The sequence below is a fragment of the Paludisphaera rhizosphaerae genome, assembly GCF_011065895.1.
Taxonomy (GTDB): Bacteria; Planctomycetota; Planctomycetia; order Isosphaerales; family Isosphaeraceae; genus Paludisphaera; species Paludisphaera rhizosphaerae.
Genome location: NZ_JAALCR010000003.1, coordinates 134,259 through 156,799, shown reverse-complemented (window position 1 = coordinate 156,799; position 22,541 = coordinate 134,259). Strand labels below are relative to the sequence as shown.

The 22,541-nt window shown below is 66.9% G+C and carries 17 protein-coding genes; 5 read left to right on the top strand and 12 right to left on the bottom strand.

Annotated features, from left to right (window positions below):
• Positions 1-152: 152 nt before the first annotated feature.
• The 7 genes from G5C50_RS05245 to gatC form a co-directional block, all read right to left on the bottom strand.
• Positions 153-851 (bottom strand): DUF72 domain-containing protein, encoded by a 699-nt coding sequence (locus G5C50_RS05245; RefSeq protein ID WP_165066040.1) that lies wholly within the window; start codon positions 849-851, stop codon positions 153-155.
• Between the two features lie 72 nt (positions 852-923).
• Positions 924-1,802 carry a sugar phosphate isomerase/epimerase family protein gene (locus G5C50_RS05240; protein ID WP_165066037.1) on the bottom strand — a complete coding sequence of 293 codons (879 nt, stop codon included), beginning with the start codon at positions 1,800-1,802 and terminating at the stop codon, positions 924-926.
• A gap of 23 nt (positions 1,803-1,825) precedes the next feature.
• Positions 1,826-3,313, bottom strand: coding sequence for an Asp-tRNA(Asn)/Glu-tRNA(Gln) amidotransferase subunit GatB (gene gatB / locus G5C50_RS05235; RefSeq protein WP_165066034.1), 1,488 nt, complete (start codon positions 3,311-3,313; stop codon positions 1,826-1,828).
• A 66-nt stretch (positions 3,314-3,379) separates the two neighbouring features.
• Positions 3,380-3,790 (bottom strand): hypothetical protein, encoded by a 411-nt coding sequence (locus tag G5C50_RS05230; RefSeq protein ID WP_165066031.1) that lies wholly within the window; start codon positions 3,788-3,790, stop codon positions 3,380-3,382.
• Positions 3,769-4,224 carry a hypothetical protein gene (locus tag G5C50_RS05225; protein ID WP_165066028.1) on the bottom strand — a complete coding sequence of 152 codons (456 nt, stop codon included), beginning with the start codon at positions 4,222-4,224 and terminating at the stop codon, positions 3,769-3,771. Before G5C50_RS05225 ends, G5C50_RS05230 begins: the two co-directional genes overlap by 22 nt.
• Positions 4,221-5,720: an Asp-tRNA(Asn)/Glu-tRNA(Gln) amidotransferase subunit GatA gene (gene gatA / locus G5C50_RS05220; protein ID WP_165066025.1), complete on the bottom strand. Its 1,500-nt coding sequence runs from the start codon at positions 5,718-5,720 to the stop codon at positions 4,221-4,223. The genes G5C50_RS05225 and gatA overlap by 4 nt, the downstream gene beginning before the upstream one ends.
• Positions 5,721-5,761: 41 nt before the next feature.
• Positions 5,762-6,049 carry an Asp-tRNA(Asn)/Glu-tRNA(Gln) amidotransferase subunit GatC gene (gatC, locus tag G5C50_RS05215; protein WP_165066022.1) on the bottom strand — a complete coding sequence of 96 codons (288 nt, stop codon included), beginning with the start codon at positions 6,047-6,049 and terminating at the stop codon, positions 5,762-5,764.
• Between the two features lie 315 nt (positions 6,050-6,364).
• Between gatC and G5C50_RS05210 the strand changes: the two genes are divergently transcribed.
• Both G5C50_RS05210 and G5C50_RS05205 read left to right on the top strand, forming a co-directional pair.
• Complete coding sequence (locus G5C50_RS05210; protein ID WP_165066019.1) at positions 6,365-8,209, top strand: cation:proton antiporter; 1,845 nt, start codon at positions 6,365-6,367, stop codon at positions 8,207-8,209.
• A gap of 30 nt (positions 8,210-8,239) precedes the next feature.
• On the top strand, positions 8,240-9,511 hold the full coding sequence (locus G5C50_RS05205) for a bifunctional UDP-N-acetylglucosamine diphosphorylase/glucosamine-1-phosphate N-acetyltransferase GlmU (protein ID WP_165066016.1): 1,272 nt from the start codon (positions 8,240-8,242) through the stop codon (positions 9,509-9,511).
• A 1-nt stretch (position 9,512) separates the two neighbouring features.
• Here G5C50_RS05205 and G5C50_RS05200 read toward each other — a convergent pair whose 3' ends face one another.
• On the bottom strand, positions 9,513-11,033 hold the full coding sequence (locus tag G5C50_RS05200) for an FGGY-family carbohydrate kinase (protein WP_165066014.1): 1,521 nt from the start codon (positions 11,031-11,033) through the stop codon (positions 9,513-9,515).
• A 32-nt stretch (positions 11,034-11,065) separates the two neighbouring features.
• Entirely contained in the window at positions 11,066-11,515 is a 450-nt protein-coding gene (dtd, locus tag G5C50_RS05195; protein WP_165066011.1) for a D-aminoacyl-tRNA deacylase, read from the bottom strand.
• Positions 11,516-11,678: 163 nt separating this feature from the next.
• Here dtd and G5C50_RS05190 point away from each other — a divergent pair, with 163 nt between their 5' ends.
• Both G5C50_RS05190 and G5C50_RS05185 read left to right on the top strand, forming a co-directional pair.
• The gene (locus G5C50_RS05190; protein ID WP_165066008.1) at positions 11,679-12,725 is read left to right on the top strand and encodes a Gfo/Idh/MocA family protein; all 1,047 of its coding nucleotides are present in this window, start codon (positions 11,679-11,681) and stop codon (positions 12,723-12,725) included.
• On the top strand, positions 12,722-14,356 hold the full coding sequence (locus G5C50_RS05185) for a glycosyltransferase family 39 protein (protein WP_165066005.1): 1,635 nt from the start codon (positions 12,722-12,724) through the stop codon (positions 14,354-14,356). The genes G5C50_RS05190 and G5C50_RS05185 overlap by 4 nt, the downstream gene beginning before the upstream one ends.
• On the opposite strand, the gene G5C50_RS05180 is transcribed toward G5C50_RS05185, so the two are convergent.
• A complete protein-coding gene (locus tag G5C50_RS05180; protein WP_165066002.1) occupies positions 14,350-14,913 on the bottom strand; it encodes a YbjN domain-containing protein in 564 nt (187 codons plus the stop codon). The genes G5C50_RS05185 and G5C50_RS05180 overlap by 7 nt on opposite strands.
• Positions 14,914-14,935: 22 nt before the next feature.
• Positions 14,936-15,487, bottom strand: coding sequence for a hypothetical protein (locus tag G5C50_RS05175; protein ID WP_165065999.1), 552 nt, complete (start codon positions 15,485-15,487; stop codon positions 14,936-14,938).
• Between the two features lie 126 nt (positions 15,488-15,613).
• Between G5C50_RS05175 and G5C50_RS05170 the strand changes: the two genes are divergently transcribed.
• Positions 15,614-16,393 carry a ThuA domain-containing protein gene (locus G5C50_RS05170; RefSeq protein ID WP_165065996.1) on the top strand — a complete coding sequence of 260 codons (780 nt, stop codon included), beginning with the start codon at positions 15,614-15,616 and terminating at the stop codon, positions 16,391-16,393.
• 441 nt (positions 16,394-16,834) lie between these two features.
• Here the strand turns inward: G5C50_RS05170 and G5C50_RS05165 are convergent, their stop codons facing one another.
• A complete protein-coding gene (locus tag G5C50_RS05165) occupies positions 16,835-22,096 on the bottom strand; it encodes an Ig-like domain-containing protein (RefSeq protein ID WP_165065993.1) in 5,262 nt (1,753 codons plus the stop codon).
• Between the last annotated feature and the right edge of the window lie 445 nt (positions 22,097-22,541).

The window sequence follows — 22,541 nt, the reverse complement described above, 5'->3', positions numbered from 1 at the left end:
CGGGCCTCGGGGGAGTCCGTTCTGGTCGGTCGACGCCCCCGAAGCCTCTCCCGGACGACGGTTCAATTGAACAGAAGTTTGTCCATCCGGGCGATCACGTCCTTTTTCTCGGAAGTCCAGAGCGGATCTTCGAGGTGAGACCGTATAGGAGCTTACGCCCAGAGCTCAAGATACCGCGTCGCCATCCTCGGTCCCTTCCCTTCTTCCTCATGCTTGAAGAAGACGAACGTCTCATCCCAGCTCTGTTCGCTGACGCGGTCACCCCAGGTTCTCAGGGCCGCGTCGTCGTAGTCGGGACGTCGAAGGCGAAGGTAGCCCCAGTCGGCGGTGGGCTCGAACGGGACTTGCAGTTTGTCGTCGGCGTCCGCGATGCAAAGGGCGGAGTTGTGGTCGCGGAGGGCGTCGAAGACCTCATCGTCGAACCAGGACGCGTGGCGGAACTCGAAGGCCATCCGCAGTCCGGCAGGGCAGGTTTCGAGGAACGCCCGAAGCCGGGGAGCGTCCTTTTTGGCGTGCGGAGGGAGCTGGAAGAAGATCGGACCAAGACGATCACCCAGGGGCCCGATAGCTTCGGTCAGCCGGGCCATCAGGTCCCCCACACCCTCGAGCCGTTTCCTGTGCGTGATCTCTTCCGGAGCCTTCATAACGAACCTGAAGTTTTCCGGGACAGCGGCCGCCCAGTTTCCAACGATCGAGAGCGTAGGGATCTGACGGAATGTGTAGTTAATTTCGACTGTCGAAAACCGCTCCCCGTAGTAGGGGAGCATCTTCTTGTCCGAGAAAGGCTTGGGGTAAAAGGACCCCTTCCATTCCTTGTAGGAATAGCCGCTGGTGCCGACGAATTGCCGCATGGTTCGTCCGTGCCTCCGGGTGAAGCCGTTCCGGTCGCTCGACGCGACCGGGAACCTACCCGAAAGTACGGTTCAACTGAACAGCAATTTGTCCATCCGGGCCACGACGTCCTTCATCGTCTCCAGGTCCCCGAGCCCGACCTCGGCCGTGATCCAGCCGTCGTAGCCGACGTCGGTGAGGGCCTGCTTGACGGCCGGCCAGTCGATCTCGCCCTCGCCGAGCTTGTAGCCGAAGCGGTTCTTCTTGGCGTATTCCTTGATGTGAATCTTGAGGATCCGCTTGCCCAACTCGTGGATCCACTCCTGCGGGTAGGCGTATTCGACGATGTTGCCGACGTCGAAATAGGCTCCGACGGTCGGGCTCTCGAATTCGTCGATGTAGCGGGCGAACTCGATCGGGCTGAGGAGGAACTTGTTCCAGACCTCCTCCACGGCGATCTTGACCCCGGCCTCCTCAGCCAGCGGGATCAGCTTGCGGATCTGGGCCTGCGAGCGCTCCCAGGCCTGGCGGTACGAGACCTTGGGGCTGACGATCGCCGGGACGACGAGGACGGTCGTTCCGCCGTACGCCTTGCACTCGAGGAACTCCTGCTTGATCGCGGCGACGCCTTCCTCGACGACGGCCGGATCGGGGTCGGAAAGGGGCTTCTGCCAGTGCCGGCCGCCGCTGACTCCGTGGATGACCAGACCGGTCTCGTCGCGGGCGGCGAGAACTTCCTTCACGTCGAGCTGGCTGGGGCTGATGAGCTCGACGCCTTCAAAGCCGGCTTCCTTCAGCAGCTTGAAGGTTGGGAGGACCGGCCCCTTCGTCAGGCCGCCGAGCATGAACGCCTTCTTCCACTTCGGCCCGTCGGCCGCGGCCTTCGCCGCGCCGCCGCCGATGAGAGCGGCGGCCGTCGCGCCGCCGGCGGCGGCGAGGAATCCCCTGCGGTCGATGTCGCGCGTCTGCATCGAGTTCGGTCCTTTCGTGGGAATCAGGCGAGGATCTCGGCGAGCTTGGCTTCGAGCAATTCGCCGACGATCGCGGGGTTGGCTTTGCCGCCGGTCTGCTTCATCACCTGGCCGCGGAGGAAGCCCTTGACGGCTTCCGGCTTCTTCTTGCCCCCCTTGAGGTCCTCGATGGCCTGGGGGTTGGCGGCGAGGGCCGCCTCGACGGCCTTGGCGATGGCGTCGTTGTCCGAGACCATCTTGTAGCCGCCCAGTTCGATGACCTTCTCGGCCGCGTCGCCGGTCTCGATCATCCGGCCGAGGACCTCGCGGCCCTGATTGGTGTTCAGCTCGCTCCGCTTCACGCGGCCGATCAGGTCAGCAAGGGCCTCCGGGCCGACGGGGAAGTCGGCGATGGCGATCTTGCGGTCCTTGATCGTGCGGAGGACGTCCTGCTGGATCCAGTTGCTGGCCAGCTTGGACTCGCCCCCGGCGGCGACGACGGCGTCATAGTACGCGGCGACGTCGTCGCCCTGTTCGACGAGGACGTTGGCGTCGTAGGCGGACAGGCCGTGATCGCCTTCATACCGCTTGCGGCGAGCGGCGGGCAACTCGCCGATCGTGGCGCGGACGCGCTCCAGCCAGGCCTCGTCGACGACCACGGGGACGAGGTCGGGCTCGGGGAAGTAGCGGTAGTCGGCGGCCGTTTCCTTCTCGCGCTGGGGCTTGGTCTTCTCCAACTCGTCGTCCCAGCCCCAGGTCCCCTTGGGGGCGTCCTTGATGGTCAGGCCGTCCTTCTGCCACTTGGCGTACTGGCGATCGGCCTCGTAGTTGATGGCCTTCTCGACGGCCCGGAAGCTGTTGAGGTTCTTGATCTCGACGATCGGCGTGGCGATCGTCTTGCCGTCCTTGTGAATGTGCAGGTTGACGTTGGCGTCGCAGCGCAGCGACCCTTCCTGCATCTCGCAGTCGGAGACGCCCAGGTAGCGGAGCGTCAGCCGCAGCTCCTCCAGGCAGCCGCGGGCGTCGGCGGCCGAGCGGATCTCGGGCTCGCTGACGATTTCCAGCAGGGGGATCCCCGCGCGGTTGAGGTCGACCTCGGAATACTCGCCGACGCCGTGGGTCAGCTTGCCGGTGTCCTCCTCCAGGTGGACGCGGGTCAGCGTGCAGACCCCGCCTCCGCCGCCGTCCTTGCGGACGGGAATATCCAGCGAGCCGCCCGTGGAGAACGGCAGGTCGTACTGGCTGATCTGATAGTTCTTGGGGAGGTCGGGATAGTAGTAGTTCTTGCGGTCCCACTTCGTGAACGGCGTGATCTTCGCCCCCAGGGCGACGGCCGTCTTGAGGGCCAGCTCGAACGCCTTGCGGTTCATCACCGGCAAGGTTCCGGGGAGCCCCAGCGAGACCGGGTCGGTCTGCGTGTTCGGCGGCAGGCCGAACTCCGTGCCGCACCACGAGAACATCTTGCTCTCGGTCTGGAGCTGGACGTGGATCTCAAGGCCGATGACGACTTCGTAGGGAAGGCTGCTGCTCATGGAAGGGGGCCCGCCGGGCTTTCTCGATTCAGATCGGAATGGGCGTTCGAGGCTTCGTTCGCTGTTTCAGTGGGGATCGGCGGCCGAGGCGGAAGCGGGCTTCCGGTCGGCCCAGGCGGCGTCGATCGTCGACTCCAGGAAATCCGTCACGTCTTCCTCGTCGTCGTTTACGCGGAAGCTGGAGTAAAGTTGGTCCTCGTTCTCGATGGTTCGGATGACCAGGCCCACATGCCAGGTCGCATAGGGATCGCCCGCCTGCGTGAAGCTCTCGCGGAGCCGGGCTAGGATGTCCGAGTACCACCGCGAGCCGTCGACGTCCTTCGTCGTCCCGAGGACGAGACTGATCCGGCCTGTCCGCTCGCTCCAGGCACCGACGAGGGCGAATTCCGACCGCCGAAAGCCCTGGAGCGCGACGTAGTCGGCGATCTCGCGGCCGATCCTCCGCAACGTCGGTCTCATGTACGCTTTGAGAGCCATGCCAGCACTCCGGTGTCGGGCTCGTCGAGAGCCGCGTCGATCCGCGCCACGTCTTCCTGGGTCAGCTCCGTGCGAGGTTCGTATCGCAGGTCGTTGAGTCGGTCCCTGCTGTATTCTACGAGCGTATCCCAATTCTCCCGGACGAGCGAGCAAGAAGGGTCTTGCATCTCCCGCCAGGCGCCTGTGTAGACGAGCAATTCGACGAGGTTGTGCGACTTGCAAGCGGCCGGAAGGCTGGGCAGGTTCAGATGCTTGCAGATCACGACCTTGACGAGGATTTCCAGGGCGTAAAGTCGAAGCGCGGCGGCAGTCGAATGAAAGCCCAGGCCCGACAATCCCTTCGCCTCCTCCTCTCGCTCTTTCCAGGCCGCTTCCAGATGGACAAGGGTGGTGTCGATCAGGCCTTGGGGCACACGTCCCTTCGCACTGCTCATCCGATCGTCGGTCGCTTCTGGTGCCAGTCGGTCTCGCGTTCGAAGACGCGGGCGGTGCGGAGGAGGTTCTCCTCGGCGAAGGCCGGGGCCAGAAGCTGCAGGCCGATCGGCAGGCCGGACTTGGTCAGGCCGCAGGGGATGCTCAGGCCGGGGATGCCGGCGAGATTGGCGGTGATCGTGTAGATGTCCGAGAGGTACATCGCCAGCGGGTTGGCCGTACGCTCGCCCAGTTTGAAGGCGGCCGAGGGCGACGTCGGGCCGAGGATCACGTCGACGTCCTTGAAGGCGGCGTCGAAGTCGTTGCGGATCAGGCGGCGGACCTTCAGCGCCTGGTTGTAATACTGGTCGGCGTAACCGGCGGAGAGGGCGAACGTCCCCAGCATGATCCGCCGCTTGACCTCGGCGCCGAAGCCCTCGGCGCGGCTGGCCATCATCATGCGAACGAGCGGGTGCAGCTCCTCCTCGCCGGGGTATTTGGGCGACCAGTCCTCGGCGCGGTGGCCGAAGATCGTGCCGTCGTAGCGGGAGAGGTTGCTGGAGCACTCGGCGGGGGCCACGATGTAGTAGGCGGGGACGCCGTACTTCGAGTTCGGCAGCGAGACTTCCTGGATGGTCGCGCCGGCCTTCTCGTAGACGCGGATCGCCTCGCGGACGGCCGCCTCGACCTCGGGATCGAGCCCCTCGCCGAAGAACTCGCGGGCGACGCCGATCCGGAGCGACTTCGGCTTCTCGTCGAGGGTCGCCGAGTAGTCGGGGACGGCGTCGTCGACGCTCGTAGCGTCGCGGTCGTCGTGGCCGGAGATGACCTTCATCAGGAGCGCGGCGTCGGCCAGGTCGTGGGTGAAGGGGCCGATCTGGTCGAGCGAGCTGGCGAAGGCGATCAGGCCGTATCGGCTGACCCGGCCGTAGGTCGGCTTGAGGCCGACGATGCCGCAGACGGCGGCCGGCTGGCGGATCGAGCCGCCGGTGTCGGAGCCCAGCGACAGCGGGGCCAGGTCGGCGGCCACCGCGGCGGCCGAGCCGCCCGAGGAGCCGCCGGGGATCCGTTCTTCGTCCCAGGGGTTGAGCGTCGGCCCGTAGGCGCTGTTCTCGGTCGACGAGCCCATGGCGAACTCGTCCATGTTCGTCTTGCCGAAGAGGATCGCGCCAGCCTTCTTGAGCTTGGCGATCACCGTGGCGTCGTACGGAGGCCGGAAGTTCTTGAGCATCCGGCTGCCGCAGGTGGTCGGCTCGCCGTTGACGCAGAGGACGTCCTTGATGGCCACCGGCACGCCGGCGAGCGCACCCACCGGCCGGCCGGCCTTGCGGTCAACGTCGACGGCCTTCGCCTGGGCGAGAACCGCCTCGGGGTCGAGATGGACGAAGACGTTCAGCCGCTTGAGCGCGTCGGCCCGGTCGAGGTAACCCCGGACGACTTCCTCGCTGGTGACTTCCCCGGCTTCGAGCTTCGCCAGCAGGGACGTGGCGGTGGCGTCTTTGAGCAGGTCGGCGTTCATGTGAGGCGGGGTCTCGGCTCAGTGCGTTGCGGAGCGGTCGTTCAGTCGAGGACGGCGGGGACGAGGAAGCTTTCCTTGTTCCGCTTCGGCGCGTTCGTCAGGGCGGCCTCGCGGGGCAGGGCCTCGCCGCGGACGTCGTCCCGGAAGACGTTGCGGACCTCGACGCCGTGCGCCAGCGGTTCGACGCCGTTCGTGTCCGGCTCCTGGAGCTGGGCGACGTAGTCGACGATCGCGTTGAGCTGGCCGGTGAAGGTCTCCAACTCCTGGGGGCTGAGGCGCAGCCTTGCCAGCACGGCGACCTTGGCAACGTCCTGGGTCGAAAGCGACATGATCCGGCCTTCTCCTGAGAATCGAACTCGGCGCGGACCTTGCCCGCGTCCGGCGCTCGGGGCCAGTCTGACAGAATCGCCCGCGACCTTCAAGACGCGCGAAAACCCGCTGCGGTTCGCCCATCCGTTCAAGGAATCTTGGCGGGCGGCGAAGACATCCTCAAGGCCGCGCGACGTTGCGTGGGCGCTGGAAGTCTGGTGCCCAGAGCCTCGTTCGCACATAATGGCCGATCGAAAGGGGGCGCCGAACCGTTCGTTTCTCGCGAGGGTGAGGGCCGTCAGTCCGAGGCCGCCGACCGCGGGAGCGCATCGCCCATGCACGACGTCGATCTCATCGTGACCCTCACCGGCGGCCTGACCGCCGCGCTGGTCCTGGGGTACATCACCTTCAAGCTCCGGCTGTCGCCGATCGTCGGCTACCTGCTGGCTGGTATCGCGGTGGGGCCGTCGACGCCGGGGTTTCACGCAGACCAGCAACTCGCCGACCAACTCGCCGAGATCGGCGTGATCCTGCTGATGTTCGGCGTCGGCCTCCAGTTCCATCTCAAGGAACTACTGGCCGTCAAACGGGTGGCGATTCCGGGGGCGATCTGCCAGAGCCTGGTGGCGACGGTCCTGGGGACTCTGGTCGGCTTCTATCACGGGTGGGGCTTCCAGGCGGGACTGGTCTTCGGCCTGGCGATCGCCGTGGCGAGCACTGTCGTCCTCGTCCGCGTGTTGGCGGACAACGGAGACTTGCACACCCAGACGGGCCACATCGCCGTCGGCTGGCTGGTGGTCGAGGACCTGTTCACGGTCTTCGTGCTGGTCATGCTTCCCGTCGTCTTCGGGCCTGGCGACAAGACCTTCGCTTCGGTGGCCTCGGCGGTCGGCCTCGCGACGGTCAAGGTCGGCGTGATGATCGCCCTGACGTTTCTGGTCGGCGATCGCGTCATCCCCTGGATCCTGGACAAGGCGGCGGGGACTCGCTCTCGCGAACTGTTCACGCTCACCGTGCTCGTCACGGCGCTGGGGATCGCCGTTTCCGCGGCCAAGATCTTCGACGTCTCGATGGCTCTGGGGGCGTTCCTGGCGGGGATGGTGGTCGGACGTTCGCAGTTCAGCCTGCGGGCGGCGACCGAGGCCCTCCCGATGCGGGACGCCTTCGCGGTCATCTTCTTCGTCTCGGTCGGTATGCTGTTTCATCCGGCCTATCTGCTCAAGTCGCCCGGTCTGATCGCGGCCACGCTGGCGGTCATTCTGATCGGCAAGCCGTTGGCGGCCTGGCTGATCGTCCACTTCATGGGCTATCCCATGCGGGCGGCCGTCTCGATCGGCACGGTGCTGGCGCAGATCGGCGAGTTCTCATTCATCCTGGCTTCGGCGGGGAAGAGCCTGGGGATTCTCGATGACGAGGCGTCGAATGCGCTGATCGCCGCGGCGATCATCACGATCACCATCAACCCGCTGCTGTACCGGATGATCGGGCCGATGGAGAATCTCCTGAAGCGGTTCTTCGCCGATCCGGGTCCGGTCGAAAACCGCATCCATCACGAGCAGGAGGAGCCTGAGGAGTCGGGCCGACACCGCGTCGTGGTCGTCGGCTACGGGCCGGTCGGCAAGACCCTGGCCCGCCTCCTGCGGGACAACCAGATCGACCCAGTCGTGATCGAATTGAACATGGATACCGTCCGCCGCCTGGAGGAAGTCGGCGTGCGGGCCCTGTACGGCGACGCCATGCATCGGGACGTCCTGGAGCACGCCGGCGTCGACAAGGCCGTCGGCTTGATCCTCTCCAGTTCGACGATGAGCGGGGGCAAGGAGACGATCCGCCTGGCTCGTGACATCAACAAGGACGTCTTCATCCTGGCTCGAACGACCTACCTTCGCGAGGTCCCCGAGATGCGCGAGGCCGGCGCCGACAGCGTCTTCGCCGGCGAGGGCGAGGTCGCCCTGGCGATGACCGAGTCGCTGCTGCACCGCCTCGGCGCGACGCCCGAGCAGATCGACCGCGAGCGAGCCCGCGTCCACGCCGAGTTCTCCGCGATGATCGGCACGGCTGAGGAAGCCTCCGTCCTCGCCGCGGCCGAGGCCGACGCCAGCGGACCACCCGCCTCACAGCCCGTCGCCGGAGCGCCCGAGATGTCCTCGGCCCGTCGGGAAAACCCCCTGGGCGAATGAACCGACAACACGAAGGAAGTCGAACGTATCATGGCCATCGAAGGACCTGTGGCGATCATCCTGGCGGCCGGCCAGGGAAAGCGGATGAAGTCGGACCGGGCGAAGGTCCTGCACGAGGTCTGCGGCCGGCCGATGATCTCGTACGTCGTCGACGCTGCCCGTGGCGCGGGGGCGAAGACGATCGTGGTGGTCGTCGGCTACGCGGCTGATCAGCTCTACGCGGCCCTGGATGGTGAGCCCGACATCCGGTTCGCCGTTCAGGAAGAACAGCTCGGCACTGGCCACGCCGTGAAGGTCTGCCGGCCGCTGCTGGAGGGCTGCGAGGAGCCGATCATGGTCCTCGTCGGCGACGAGCCGTTACTGCGTCCCGAGCCCCTGGCCGACCTCCTCGACCGCCAGCGCAAGGAGCAGGCCGCCTGCCTCCTTGGGACAGCCGAGGTCGCCGATCCCATGGGCTTCGGCCGGATCCTCCGCGATTCGGCCGGCCGCTTCCTCCGGATCGTCGAGGAACGCGACTGCACGCCCGAGGAGAAGGCGATCCGCGAGGTCAACCCGAGCTGCTACGTCTTCGAGCCGGCCGCCCTCTGGGACGCGCTCGACCGGATCGGCACCAGCAACGCCCAGGGCGAATACTACCTGACCGACGCCCCTGAGGAGCTGCTGCGGTCGGGCCAGAAGGTGGTGGCCCTCAACGTCCTCTCGGCCGACGACATTCTGGGGGTGAACACCCGACAGCATCTCGCCCAGGCTGGGGCGATCATGCAGGCCCGTATCCAGGACCACTGGATGACCGAGGGGGTCTCGATCGTCGACCCGCCCAACACCTACATCGACGGCCGCGCGACGATCGGCCGCGACACGGTCGTCTACCCCTTCAGCGTCATCACCGGCGACGTGAAGATCGGCTCGCACTGCAAGATCGGCCCGTTCGCCCACATTCGGCCGGGCACGACCCTGGCCGAAGGCGTGGAAATCGGCGCGTTCGTCGAGGTCAACCGTTCGACGATCGAGACCGGGTCTTACGCTCGCCACCTCGCCTACCTGGGCGACGCCCGCGTGGGCTCGAACGTGAACATCGGCTGCGGCGCGATCACCGCCAACTTCGACGGCGTCCACAAGCACCCGACCGTCATCGGCGACGGCGCCCGCATCGGCTCCAACTCCGTGATGGTCGCCCCCGTCGAGATCGGTGCGGGAGCCGTCGTCGGCGCCGGCACCGTCGTCACGAAGGGGGACGACGTCCCCGCCGGCGCCACCGTGGTCGGCGTGCCGGCGCGGCCGATCTCCAAGTCCACAGGCTGATTCACGCCTCGTCGTTGAGGCGGTGGTACAGGTCGACGTATTGGGCGAAGAGGTCGTCGTAGACGGCGGCGTTCTTCGGGTCGGGTTCGACGACTCGCTCGATGGCGACCATCGCGCCGGCGGCCTCGTCGAAGTCCTTGTAGATGCCGGCGGCGACGGCGGCGCACATGGCGGAGCCCAGGGCGCAGGATTCGCCCTCGCGGGTCAGGTGGATTGGCTTCTGGAGGACGTCGGCGTGGATCTGAAGCCAGAGCGGCGACTTGGCGCCGCCGCCGCCGATGAAGACCCGCTCGACGCTCAGGCCGTGGCGGGAGCAGTCGGCGAGGATGTCGCGGGTTCCCATCGCGGTCGCCTCGTAGAGGGCGCGGAAGACGTGGCCGGGGCCGTGTGAGAGTGACAGGCCGACGATCGCCCCGCGGGCGTGCGGGTTCTTGTAGGGCGAGCGGTTCCCCTGCCAGTCCTCGCGGACGACAACGCCGTCGGAGCCCGGCGGGACGGCGGCGGCCTTCTCGTCGAGGATCGAGTAGACGTTGACGCCTTTCGCCTCGGCCTCGGCCTGCTCGCGGGCGGCGAAGTGACGGCGGTACCAATCCAGGATGGAGCCCGTGGCCGTCTGGCCGGCCTCGATGGTGTAGAGCCCTTCGACGGTCGCGTCCGGGCAGCAGCCGGCGGCGCCCGAGCCGAAGACCCCCTCGCGGGTCTGGGCCAGGTGGCAGGTGCTGGAGCCGACGATCAGCGCGACGTCGCCGTCCCCCGTCGCCCCCAGGCCGAGCATGCCGAGGTAGGCGTCGATGCCGCCCTGGGCGACGAGCGTCCCGGGCTTAAGCCCCAGTTCCTCGGCCGCCCTGGCGCAGAGGCCGCCGGCCGGTTTGCCCAGCGGCAGGATCGTCTGCGGCCATTTCGCGGGGAGGTCTTGCAGGCCGACGGCCGCGATCATCGCCAGCGGCCAGCCGCCGTCGGGTCGGGCGTAGTTCCACTTCACGGCCAGGTGGTTCAGCGAGAGCGTCCACTCGCCGGTCAGCCGGTGCATCATCCAGTCCGTACACTCGACGAGCCGCTCGGCGCGGTCGAAGGTCTCGGGCTCGTTCCGCTTCAGCCAGAGGGCCTTGGGGAGCATCCACTCGGGCGAGACCCGGCCCGAGACGTATTTCAGGACGGGGTCGCCGGTGGCGCTGATCTCATTCGCCTCGACGTGGGCCCGCTGGTCCATCCAGAGCAGCGACGGGCGGAGCGGCTCGCCATCCATGGTGCAGGCGACAACCGTGCAGGCCGTGCAGTCCAGCCCGATCGCCGCAACCCGAGACGGGTCGATCCCCGACGACGCCAGCGCCTTGCGCGTTGCCGACTTCGCGGCCGTCCACCAGTCCTGCGGCTGCTGCTCGGCCCAGGCGGGACGCGGGTAGGTCGTCTCGATCGGCTCGACGCCGTAGGCGAGGGTTTTGCCGCTCAGGTCGACGAGCGCGGCGCGGAGGCTCTGGGTGCCGACGTCGAGGCCCAGGACGATCGGTTGGCTGTCGCTCATGGGAGAGGTCTCGTGCGAGAGGTGCGACGGTTTCAGAACTGGCGGCGGCTGTCGAGCAGGAACGTGACCGGGCCGTCGTTGACCAGCGCGACGGCCATGTCGGCGCGGAAGACGCCGGTGGCGATCTCCAGGCCCGAGGCGTCGACCAGTCGGACGAATTCCCGGTAGAGGGCCTCGGCCGTCTCGGGCTCGGCGGCCTCGGAGAAGCCCGGCCGACGCCCGGCGCGGCAGTCGGCCATCAGGGTGAACTGGCTGACGACCAGGACGCCTCCTCGGACGTCCTGGACGCTCCGGTTCATCTTGCCGTCCTCATCCTCAAAGGCCCGGAGGTTGAGGATCTTCTCGGCGAGGCGGGCGGCGTCCTCGGGGCCGTCCCCCTTCGCGACACCCAGGAGGACGAGCCATCCGGCGCCGATCCGGCCGACGACCTCGCCGTCGACGGTCACTGAGGCTCGAGATACACGTTGAACGACCGCTCGCATCCGGCGTAGGCTCCCTGGGGTCGGGGGGGACGGGGCCATCTTAGCCGCCGCGGATTGGCCTTGGTAGGGACGGGCGGCCGTTCCGGGTGGCCGGGCGGGCGGCGAGTTGATAACCTTTGTGGGCGACGGCCGATGCCGACCGGGAAGGAACGAGGAGGGGGCCTTGCTAGACGCGTCGAAACCGCAGCGGCTCCGGGTCGGGGTCGTCGGCCTGGGCCGCCTTTGGGAGAGCCGTCACCGGCCTTCGCTCCTGCGCCTTCAGGACAAGTTCCGCGTCACGGCCCTGTACGATCAGGTGGCTCGCCGCGCCCAGATCGAGGCCGGCCAGCTTGGCTGCACAGCCTGCGAGGGGCTGGCCGGGATGATCGCCCGTCCCGATGTGGACGTGATCTACCTGCTCTCTCCCCAGTGGTTCGGCCTGCACCCGGCCTTCCTGGCCTGCGAGGCCGGCAAGCCCGTCTACTGCGCCCTGCCACTCTCCGGCGACCTTTCCGAACTGGAAAGGCTGGCTGAGCGGGTCGAGGCGACCGGCGTCCCCTTCATGACCGAGTTCGCCCGCCGCTGCTATCCGGCGACCCTCCGGCTTCGCGAACTGCTGGCGACGACCCTGGGAGCGCCCAGGCTCGTTGTGGGGTGGTCCCGGCTCTACAGCTTTGACCGCTACGCCCAGCCGGGCCCGCTCGTGCAGGTCGTCCCGCTCCCTTTGGCGATCGATCCCGGCAGCTACCTGCTGGACTGGTGCTCGTTCGTGTTCGGCGGGACGCCGCAATCGCTCGTTTCAAGCCGGTCGGTCGTGCTGCCGGCCCAATCGGGGAAAGAGGCGGACTTCGAGAGCTTCACGGCGGTTTTCCCGGGCGGGGCGACCGCCCAGGTTTCCTACGGCCGATACCATCGAGGCGAGTGGGGCGAGGCCAGCCGATTCCTCCCCCCCGCGGGTTTCCAGGTCTTCGCTGAGCATGGAGCCGCCTGGTTGGAGATGCCCGACCGGATCCAGTGGTGGGACGCCGAGGGGCCGCACGAGGAGCGGCTGCCGCTGGAGCCCTCGGTGGGCGACGCCCTCAACGAGCAGTTCCACCGGCTCGTCCACGGGGCTCCCTCGCTGGCCCCGACGATCCAGGACGCCCTGGACGTCGCCCGCCTCGTCCGCGACCTGGAGCAGAGCCGCGCTGAAGGGCGCGTCGTCGGCCGTGAAGAGGCGAGCGAGCCGTGAGCGGTCGGCAGCCCCTGGCCCTGACGACCGCCGCGGCGGTCGTCGGCCTGGCTCTGGTCTGGCAGGCCGCGGCGGCGTCCTCGGCGACATACGACGAGACCACCTACCTGAACGCGGCCGCCCGCTGGTGGCGCCAGGGGGATCGTGTCGGCGTGACGCGGATGGGCTCGCCCAACCTCTTCTGGAAGCTCCAACTCGCGCCGACGTTCGCGGCCCTCGACCTTATGGGGAGAGGAGCGCTGATCGACGACCAACCCGCTCGCCAGCCCGACTTGCTGCCGATCGCCAGGATCGGCTCTTCGTGGATCTGGCTGCTCGGCCTGGCGCTGACGGCCTGGTGGGCCCGACTTCTGAGCGGGCCTTGGGCGATGGCTCTGGCGGCCTGGCTCTACGCGCTGAGCCCGAACCTCCTGGCGCACGGCGGCCTGGTCACGATGGAGACGCCTGTGACCGTCGCCGCGACGGCCGTCTTCATGTCGTTCTGGGCTTTCCTTTGGACGGGGCGTCGTCGGTGGTTCTGGGCGTCGGCGGCGCTCTGCGGGCTGGCCTTCGCTTGCAAGTTCACGGCGATCGTCCTCCCCCCCATCCTGGGGGCAGTATGGCTCTTTTATGAGCCATTGAGCATGCGACGGCTTGCCCGCATGGGGCTCGCGATGGCCGGCTATCTCATCGTCATGCTGGCGGCCGATGCGGCGTTGAACGGCTTCGCGATCCTGCCCCTGAGCCCGACGTCCGGCGACCATCCGAGCGCCTCGGGGTTCGGGCCGCTGGGTGGAATCGTGGCCCGATTGTACGAGACGCCGATCCCCCAGGACTGGGTGGGCTTCGCTGGGCAGTTGCGGCATCAGGCGTCGGGAGGGCCGGGGTATCTGTTGGGCGAGCGTCGGATGGGAGGGTGGCGGTATTACTACCTGGTCGCGCTGGCAGTGAAGGTTCCGCCGCTGTTCTGGCTGATGGCCGCCTGGCGCGGGTCGATGAGCGGGTGGAGGCGGAGTCTGACCCAGGCGCCCGACCGCATGCTCTTGCAGTCGGCCCTGCTGTTCTTCGCGATCGCTTCGGCGGGCTCGTCCCGCAACTACGGGGTCCGCTACTTGCTGCCCGTAGCACCGCTGGCCGTGATGTGGTTGTCGGGATTGGTGCGGGGCGAGGAACGGGGGAGGCCTTCGAGATTGATCGGCCGGGCCGTGATTGTCGTCGGTCTGCTCGGTCAGGCTGCGGCCGTGATCAGCGTCCAGCCAAACCCATTGACGTATTTCAACGTCTTTGCCGGAGGTCGTGCCGGCGGCCGTCGAGTGCTGGCCGACTCGAACCTCGATTGGGGCCAGGGGCTCCGGGCTCTCGCCAGACTTCAACGCGGTCGGCCCGAGTTCCGCGACCTGACCATCTACACATTCGGAACCGTCGACCCATCGGTCTACGGCGTCGTCGGGACGGCCCACGTCATCGACGCCGACGAGGGGCACACGCCGCCTCCTCCGCCTCTTGAGAGCGTGGCAACGCCCTACGTCGCCGTGTCGGCCTCGCTCCAGTACGGGCCCTGGGGGCCGGCGGGCTTATTCCGACCGCTGGACGGTCTTGTTCCCATCGCCATGACCGATGACGGGACCATCGCCGTGTATCGCGTTCAGTAGATGTCGCGACCCCGCGAGAGGCGGTCTTCCAGGCCGTCGGCCGCCCGGGCGATGCGGCGGAGGACGTCGGCGGCGGCGAGGTGTTCGAGGAGGTCGACGGGGAGGTTCTCGACGAAGACGAAGTACTCCTCGCCCCGGAGGACGCGGATGGCGAAGCAGCCGTCGGTCATCCGGGCGTTGAGCTTCAGCAGGATGCGGCAGTCGCGATCGACGACCGGCCCGCAGACCGAGATGAAGCCGACGAGCGCCCTTCCCTCGGCGTCGAGCCCCGCCGGGCCCGCGTAGACGGCCTGTTTGCGATCCAGGTGGAGCGGGACGGTCGTCCGCCAGCCTCGACCCGAGGGGGCCAGCGGCAGGCCGGAGCGGGCGAGGAAATCGTGGAGGGCCCGAGTGACGTCCGGATCGGCGGGCTCCGGAGGCTCGTAGGGACCAAGGGCGTCGAGGCCGGCGTCGGCGTCGGGCTGCAAGCCGCCGATCGGCAGCCCGCAGCCCACGCAGAAGCGCTCCGAGCCGAGGTTCGGCGACGTGCAACGAGCACAGACGATCGTCACCGACATCGATTCGGCCCTCCGCTCGGTCTTACTTGCCCAGTTCGAGCGACTTGATCATCTCGTCGAACTGCGGGGCCAGTTCCTTCATGGTCTTGTCCGGGCCGACCATTCGGATGAAGTAGCCGGCGTCGTCCGTCAGGAGGATCGCACCCAGCAGTCGGGCGTTGGCGCGGGCGGGCTCGGCGGGGAAGCCGGGGCCGCTGCTTGGCTGGTAGTTGCCGGAGGTCTCCGCGCGGGTGACCTCGCCCCCCTTGGCCGCGATCTTCTTGGTCTCGATCTTGGGGGCCTCGCCGTTGGCGTCCTTGAACAGCTTCCGCCAGCGCTCCAGGTTCTGCTCGACCCCGCCGCCCCCGCCCGGGAAGACGAAGACGACCAGGTCGGCCGGGTAGGAGTCGCCGTCGACGGGCTCCACCCGAATCTGCGCGGCGCGCATCGGGCTGGCGGGGGTGACCTTCTTCCAGGTCGTGGGGGCCTGGATCTTGAGGCCCCGCGCCTCGATGGTCTGGGTCTTGGGATCCTGGGCGGCGGTGAGGGCCACGGCGACGGCGGCCAGGGAGGCGGCGATGCGAACGGGTTTCATGTCTTCGGCCTCGTGTTCTCTCGGCTGTTGGGGCTCGGGCGCTTGCGACGTCCCCGGGATGCGAATACGCTGGCCCTGGCCCTGGATCTCGCTCGATTCGATCACCCACCGCCAAGGAGCGTCGTCATGTTTCGGTCCGCGATCGCCTGGAGCTGCGCCTCGCTGTGGCTCATCGGCCTCTTCAGCACGCCGGCGATGGCCCAGAAGAAGAACCCGGACGGGGCCAAGGTGCTGCTCCTCTCGGGCGGCCAGCGCCAACATCACGGCTACCGCGATCAGGCATTCTACCTGAGCGCGGCGCTGGAGGACACCGGCCGCTACCAGGTGACCCAGACCGAGGACGCCGCCCTCCTTGAGACCCCCGGCCTGGCCCAGAAGTACGACCTCATCATCGGCCTCTCCGACCGCCGCGACCCCGAGTTCAAGATGACCAAGGGCCAGCAGCAGGCTCTCTTCAACTACGTTCGCGACGGCGGCGGCTATATCTCGATCCACGGCGCCGACAACGGCGCGGCCGACTGGGAACCCGAGTGGAAGCCGATGCTGGGCGCCATCTTCTCGCACTTCGGCCTTCCCGACGGTAAGACCAAGAAGGGCGAGTTCACCGTCAGGATCGTCGACACCTCCAGCCCCGTGACCAAGGGGATGTACGACTTCAAGCTCAAGGACGAACTCTACTACCACCTTCAGATCGAGCCCGACGTGAAGCCCCTGGCCGTCGTCAACTTCGAGGGGACCGACTGGCCCGTCGCCTGGACCCGCAACTACGGACAGGGCCGCGTCTTCCACACCGTCTTCGGCCACCGCGATTTCGGACCCGGCAAGGACGACCCCCTGCGAGACCCCAACTTCGGCCGCCTGGTCCTCCAGGGCATCGACTGGGTCGCCGAAGGCCGCAAGAAGTAAGCCCGACCCGAACCGCCGGTCGGATCCAATGGTCGGGTCCGATTGGCTTTCTTCGCCCGAGTCTTCTGGTCGAAGCCGTCGACGCAACCGTAATCCCGGATTCAGCTTCGGGGCGGAATTCGCCCCGGTCGCGGCGGCTTCGTTCGGCGATTTTTGGGATGTCGCGATCCGCAGGTCTTCTCGCGTTGCGGGAGCGATCACCGAATTGTCAAAGAGCGAGCCTCACAACTAAACAGGGGCCACGATCGCGATTTCGGAGAGTGAAATCGCGGAGGTTGGCCGACGAGGGATCGTTACAACCCGACCGTCTGGACATGGATCTGTGCGCGAAATCGCGTCCTGTGACCGCCGTTAAATCCGGCATGATCCGCAAGGGGGAGATTCGGACGACGTCGATCCCCCCCTCGGATTGATGCGGACTGTTCGCGGGACGCCGCGTCCTCAGTCGATGAAGAGTCCGCTGAGTACGGCGTTGGGGCCGCCGATGCGGGTGATGCGGAACGACACCTTGCCCGAGAGCGTCCACGTCAGATAGACGCCGCCGGAGAAGTCGGAGACGACGCGGGTGTCGAGCACGGCGCCGGTCGTCGCGTCCAGGACCTCGACGCGTTGGGAGCGTCCGCCGCCGTCGGCGTCGAGGAAGTAGAGCGACGCCTGCTTCGGAGCCGATCCGGCGTCGAGCGTGACGGTGAACGTGTCCTTGTACCAGGCGGCCAGCAGGCGCCCCGAGGCCAGCGGGTCGGCCAGGCCGCGGGGGTCGGCTGAGCCGGCCTGCCAGGTGTAGGCCGGGGCGTCGACGCCGAAGCCGGCCGAAGCGCCGAGGGTGTTGCCCGAGGCGGCCATGGCGTATCCGCCGGCGCCGTAGGCCGACGCCCAGTCGCCCCGGGTCGTCGCGTCGGAGCCCTTGTAGGCCGCCGTCGGGACGGATACCTGGGCGCCGTCGACGAAGACGCCGCTGAGGACGGCGTTGGGGCCGCCGATGCGGGTGATCCGGAACGACACCTTGCCCGAGAGCGTCCAGGTCAGGTAGACCCCGCCGGAGAAGTCGGAGACCGTGCGGTCGTCGAGCACCGCGCCGGTCGCGGCGTCGAGAACTTCAACCCGCTGCGAGCGTCCGCCGCCGTCCGCATCCACGAAGTAGAGCGAGACCCGTTTGGCCGTCGCGCCGGCGTCGAGTGAGACGCTGAACGTATCCTTGTACCAGGCGGCCAGGAGGCGTCCCGAGGCCAGCGGGTCGGCCAGGCCGCGGGGGTCGGAGCCGCCGGCCTGCCAGGTGTAGGCCGCCGTATCGCCCGAGCTGAACGCCGCGCCCAGCGTGTCGGCCGAGCCCGCCAGGGCGTAGCCGCCGGCGCCGTAAGCCGAGTCCCAGGCCCCCTGGGTCGTCGCGTCCGACCCCTCATACGAAGCCGTCGCGGACTCCTGGTGTCCGCCGTCGTCGAAGCCGCCGCCGACGAAGACGCCGCTGAGCACGGCGTTGGGGCCGCCGGTCCGGGTGATCCGGAACTTCGCCTCGCCCGAGAGGATCCACGTCAGGTAGACGCCGCCCCCGAAGTCGGAGACGTCGCGGGTGTCGAGCACGGCTCCGGTGGCGGCGTCGAGGACCTCGACGCGCTGGGAGCGTCCGCCGCCGTCGGCGTCCACGAAGTAGAGCGAGACCTTCTGGGGAGTCGCCCCGGCGTCGACGGCCACGGTGAAGGCGTCCTTGTACCAGGCGGCCAGGATGCGTCCCGGGGCCTGGGGCTGTTCCAGGCCCCGCGGGTCGGAGCCGCCGGCCTGCCATGTATAGGCCGGCGTACTGCCCGCGTCGAAAGCTGCGTCCAGCGTATTGGCCGAGGCGGCCATGGCGTAGCCGCCGGCCCCGTAGGCCGCGTCCCAGTTCCCTCGCGTCGTCGCGTCCGAGCCCTCGTACGTGGCCGTTGTAGGGGGAGCGTCGGGCACGTTGAACGCCATCACGAAGGCGTCGTTGGTGAGCACCAGGCGTCCGTCGACAAAGGCCATCTCCATGTTCGTGTCCATGAGATAACCATCCGTCCGGTTATCATAGGTCCAATCGACCTGGTTGGTTGCGAGGTTAATCGCATAGACGCGAGTGAAGTTATTACCCCCTGCTTGGACAAAAGCGTGGGTGTGTGTGAGTACGATCTGGTCGCTCAGTCCAGAAGGGGCTTGCCAGACGCCCCGTTGTGAGCCGGTTTCCTCATCGAGGAGGATGAGTTGATCACTGGAGGTGACCGCCACGATGCCATTCCCCACGGCGAGTCCACGTCGGTAGGAGGGAAGGAGTGTGGTCCAGATCGGCGTCCGCGTCTGCCCGTCGTATGACGAAACGCCGTCCCAAACGCTTTTACCTTCGAACCCTGACACGCTGAACAAGACTCGTCCTGAGCCCGAGACGACAGGGGAGCCGACCCGGTTCATACGCGCCGGCGGAGTGATTTCGCCGAGATAGGCCCCGTTGGACCGAGAATAAACCATGTCGTCGTAGGCATAGACGTAGCGTTCGGCTACCGCCACCGATGGGCTCTGGAGTTGCGGGCCGTTGTTGCTCCACAGGGAGGACATGATCGAAGCCATCCACGCGCCGAAGCCGCCGTAGTAGCCCTTCGGGGCGAAGAGCTGGTTCCCATCGATCACGGGGCGTTCATCCGAGTCCCACTGGGCTTCGTAAGTTTCGCGTTGCAGGACCGCGCCGGTGCGGGCGTCGAGGACGTAAATCCAAGGTCGATCTTCATCCTTGGTGCCGTCGATGTTTCTGGAGTGCCCAGAACGATTGACGTAGACCCTCCCGTTGACGACCGACGGGGCGCTGACAGGGCCGTTGCCGACGATGACCTGATTCCAAACCGCGGCCCCGGTCTTGAGATCGTAGGCGATGATATGATAGTCGCCCCCGAACTCAGAGCCATCGAGGCTGGTCCGGTAGACGTACATATCGTCGATCGCGACCGCCTGATTACCCGACTGGGCCCAGTTCCCGCTGGCGACGTATGTCAGCGACTGATTCCAGGCGAGCGTGATTCCGGCAGCGTTCACCCGCGCGTCCACGTAGCTCGAGTGCCCCGCATTCCCGCCGCGCTGGGTCCAGAGGGCGCCGGTCGTATCAGCGACGATTAAATTGACAGTCGCGAGCGCAGATCCAAGATCGCCGTCGTTCGCCCGGTAAGTGAAGCTGTCTGGGCCGGACCATCCGGTCGTCGGGGTGTAGGTGAACGAACCGTTGGCGTTGAGGGTCAGCGAGCCGTGCGCGGGCGGCGTCACGAGGGACGCGGTGATTGCTTGGCCGTCGGGATCCTTGTCGTTGGCGATGAGCCCGGGGGCCGCCACGACGAGCGTCGAGCCTGGCCGGAAACTGTACGCGTCGTCGCCGGCGACCGGCGGCTTGTTGACGAAGACGACGTTGATCGTGACGGTCGTCGTCGCGGTTGAGAGCTTGCCGTCGGTCGCGTAATACGTGAACGAGTCCCGGCCGAGGAAGCCGGCATTTGGCCTGTACGAGAAGGAGCCGTCGCTCTTCAAGGAGAGCCCACCCGACTTCGGGCCGACGGCAAGGACGGCGCGGAGCGGGAGCCCGGCCGGGGAGACATCATTGGCCAAAACGCCAGGGGCCGCCACGATCAAGTATGCGCCCGCCTCAGCGGTGTAGACTTCCGCCGTCGCCGTCGGTTGTGCATAGACCGAGATCGTCACGGTCGTCGGGGCGCTGCTCAGGTCTCCGTCGCTGGCCCGGTAGGTGAAGTGGTCGACGCCGTAGAAGCCGATGTTCGGCGTATAGCTGAACGAGCCGTTCGAATTCAAGACGAGCTTGCCCGACTTCGGTGCCGAATCGAGCACGGCCGTGATCGGCTGCCCGTTCACGTCGCCGTCGTTGGCGAGGACGCCGGGCGACTGGACCTGGAGCTGCGTCGTCTGACCCGAGACGACGAGTTCGTAGGAGTCGACGCCGGCAGTAGGCGCGTCGTTCGCGCCGACGACGCTCAGGGCGACGGTCGCGACGTTCGACGTGGACGTGCCGTTCGTCGCTTTGTAGGTGAAACTGTCGGGGCCGAGGTAGGTCCCGCTGGGCGTATAGACGAACGAGCCGTCCGCATTCAGGCTGACGCTGCCGTGCTTCGGGCCGGCGACGAGCACCGCCGTCAGCAATCCTCCGGCCGGGTTGTCGTCGTTGCCCAGCACGCCGGGGGTCGTGATGGCCAGAGTCGCCGATTTCTGGATGTTGTAGACGTCGTCGACCGCAGTGGGAGTCCGTGTACCCATGACCGTCACTTCGTCGTGAGCGCCGAGGGGGAGAGAATCGATGTAGGCGTCAATATAATATCCTGTCGCGGGGGCATAGCCGACGGCGATGATCCGCTCCCCATTCTGGAGGGCCATCGAGTTCACAGGTTTATCGGAGATCGTACCGAGAACGGCTCCGTTCGCGTCAAACCACGAGATTGATTCACCGCCGATGACGATCGTTCCATCCTCGAGGCCTACCATGGACACGGCAGCCCCGAAATCCAGGCGTACGGAACCATTCACGCCGAACGAGGCGTCCAAAGTCCCGCTCGTCGTGTAGCGAACCAATGACGACCCGTAGCCCGGAATCCCTGCGTTGCTCGAGTAGCCCGCCACGAGGATCTTCCCATCGGGCTGGATCAGGATGTCGTTCACTCTGCCATAGATGCCTGGGACCTTTGTCTCGACTCGGCCTGCAGAACCGAATGTGGAGTCGAGTCGGCCATCCGCTGTCCAACGAGCCAGGGCGAACGTCATGTCCCCGGTTCCTCCGCCCTTCGAACCCGCCAGAAGAATCTTCCCGTCAGGCTGCACCACCAGCGCTCTGCCGAGGTCGCTGCCGACGGAAAAGCTCGTCGTGGCGTAGCCGCCATTTCCAAAGGTTGTATCGAGCGACCCGTCTTCGTTAAGGCGTCCGACGGCGAAATCCTCGTCGCTGCCCACGTTCGATATGCAGCCGCCGAACAGGATCTTCCCGTCTGGCAGTACGGTTATGTCATAGATCTCGTTGTAGGAGCCCGAGGTGGGGGCGAGCGTCACCCAACCTTGCGTCCCGAATGAGTCGTCGAGTTGGCCGTCCGCCGTGAGGCGGACGAGCTGCATGCTCCATCGCGCGCCATAACGTGCCGTGAAGAAACCAGCGACGACGATCTTTCCATCAGGCTGCACCGCCACTGCCTCGAGCACGGAGTTACGCGCGGACAATCCGACGTTTGCGATACCTCCCTCATGGAATGTTGAGTCTAACGTGCCGTCTGAGTTGTAACGTCGAACGGAATAGCCGTAGTCGCTGTTTTCCATCGCATACGCACGAGCTGTGACGATCTTGCCGTCGGCCTGGGTCGTTACCACCCACCCGCCGACGTCCACGACGGTATGGAATGATGTGTCCTTGCTGAGGAAAGCATCAATCGTCGCCGAAGCGGTGATCCTGACGACCCGGTCCACGGGAGTTAAATCGTCGAGCGTGGTGTCGACGGTGAAGCTGGCCGACGTCTTGCCGGCTTGGATGACAACCGTGGCGGGAACGGAGGCTGCGTTCGGAGCCGAACTGGTCAGGGAGACCGTCAACGCCTGGCTGTTATCGGCCGAGGTGCGGGTAACGGTCCCGGTGGTCGCCCCGGGGCCGGCGTTGGCGGCGACCGAGTCGGCCACGATGTTGATCGACAGCCCGGGATTCGCGAGGAGCCGACGGTCCTCCAGCACGTCAAAACGAGGACGCCTTCGCGCTGCATGCCGAGAACCACGAGCCGGACGACGAAACGACGGATCCTGAGCCAGGATGCCCATTATAAATCCTTTTTAATGATCGGAACGCCTGGGTCGAGGAGGAGGCGAGGAAGGAGGTCGACGGGAAGGCACGACGCCACCGGTCGACGTGCGAGCAGGCGTAAATCCCAGCGGTCGAGGCCAACGTCGGAGTCGGTGCTCGATACCATAAGGGGTGGGCAGCATTCACTGCCACGTGCATGTATTAGAGCGAACCAATGCGCTCCTGTCAAAGGGGGGCCGCCTGGAGTGATCCGCAGCGCCCAAACCTCTCAGTTTGACATTTAAGGACTGAATCCGTTCTATCAAGGCCGGATCGGTTCATCATCGCCGTCGGCCTCGGCCGGATCGCAGCGAGCCGCGCCTCCGGGGGGAGAGTTGG

Bases quoted from the DNA above. Each gene is read 5' to 3' on its own strand.
- G5C50_RS05175 (WP_165065999.1), bottom strand. From the start codon at position 15,487: ATGAAACCCGTTCGCATCGCCGCCTCCCTGGCCGCCGTCGCCGTGGCC.
- gatA (WP_165066025.1), bottom strand. From the start codon at position 5,720: ATGAACGCCGACCTGCTCAAAGACGCCACCGCCACGTCCCTGCTGGCG.
- G5C50_RS05210 (WP_165066019.1), top strand. From the start codon at position 6,365: ATGCACGACGTCGATCTCATCGTGACCCTCACCGGCGGCCTGACCGCC.
- G5C50_RS05230 (WP_165066031.1), bottom strand. From the start codon at position 3,790: ATGGCTCTCAAAGCGTACATGAGACCGACGTTGCGGAGGATCGGCCGC.
- dtd (WP_165066011.1), bottom strand. From the start codon at position 11,515: ATGCGAGCGGTCGTTCAACGTGTATCTCGAGCCTCAGTGACCGTCGAC.
- G5C50_RS05200 (WP_165066014.1), bottom strand. From the start codon at position 11,033: ATGAGCGACAGCCAACCGATCGTCCTGGGCCTCGACGTCGGCACCCAG.
- gatB (WP_165066034.1), bottom strand. From the start codon at position 3,313: ATGAGCAGCAGCCTTCCCTACGAAGTCGTCATCGGCCTTGAGATCCAC.
- G5C50_RS05245 (WP_165066040.1), bottom strand. From the start codon at position 851: ATGCGGCAATTCGTCGGCACCAGCGGCTATTCCTACAAGGAATGGAAG.
- G5C50_RS05205 (WP_165066016.1), top strand. From the start codon at position 8,240: ATGGCCATCGAAGGACCTGTGGCGATCATCCTGGCGGCCGGCCAGGGA.
- G5C50_RS05225 (WP_165066028.1), bottom strand. From the start codon at position 4,224: ATGAGCAGTGCGAAGGGACGTGTGCCCCAAGGCCTGATCGACACCACC.
- gatC (WP_165066022.1), bottom strand. From the start codon at position 6,049: ATGTCGCTTTCGACCCAGGACGTTGCCAAGGTCGCCGTGCTGGCAAGG.
- G5C50_RS05240 (WP_165066037.1), bottom strand. From the start codon at position 1,802: ATGCAGACGCGCGACATCGACCGCAGGGGATTCCTCGCCGCCGCCGGC.
- G5C50_RS05170 (WP_165065996.1), top strand. From the start codon at position 15,614: ATGTTTCGGTCCGCGATCGCCTGGAGCTGCGCCTCGCTGTGGCTCATC.
- G5C50_RS05180 (WP_165066002.1), bottom strand. From the start codon at position 14,913: ATGTCGGTGACGATCGTCTGTGCTCGTTGCACGTCGCCGAACCTCGGC.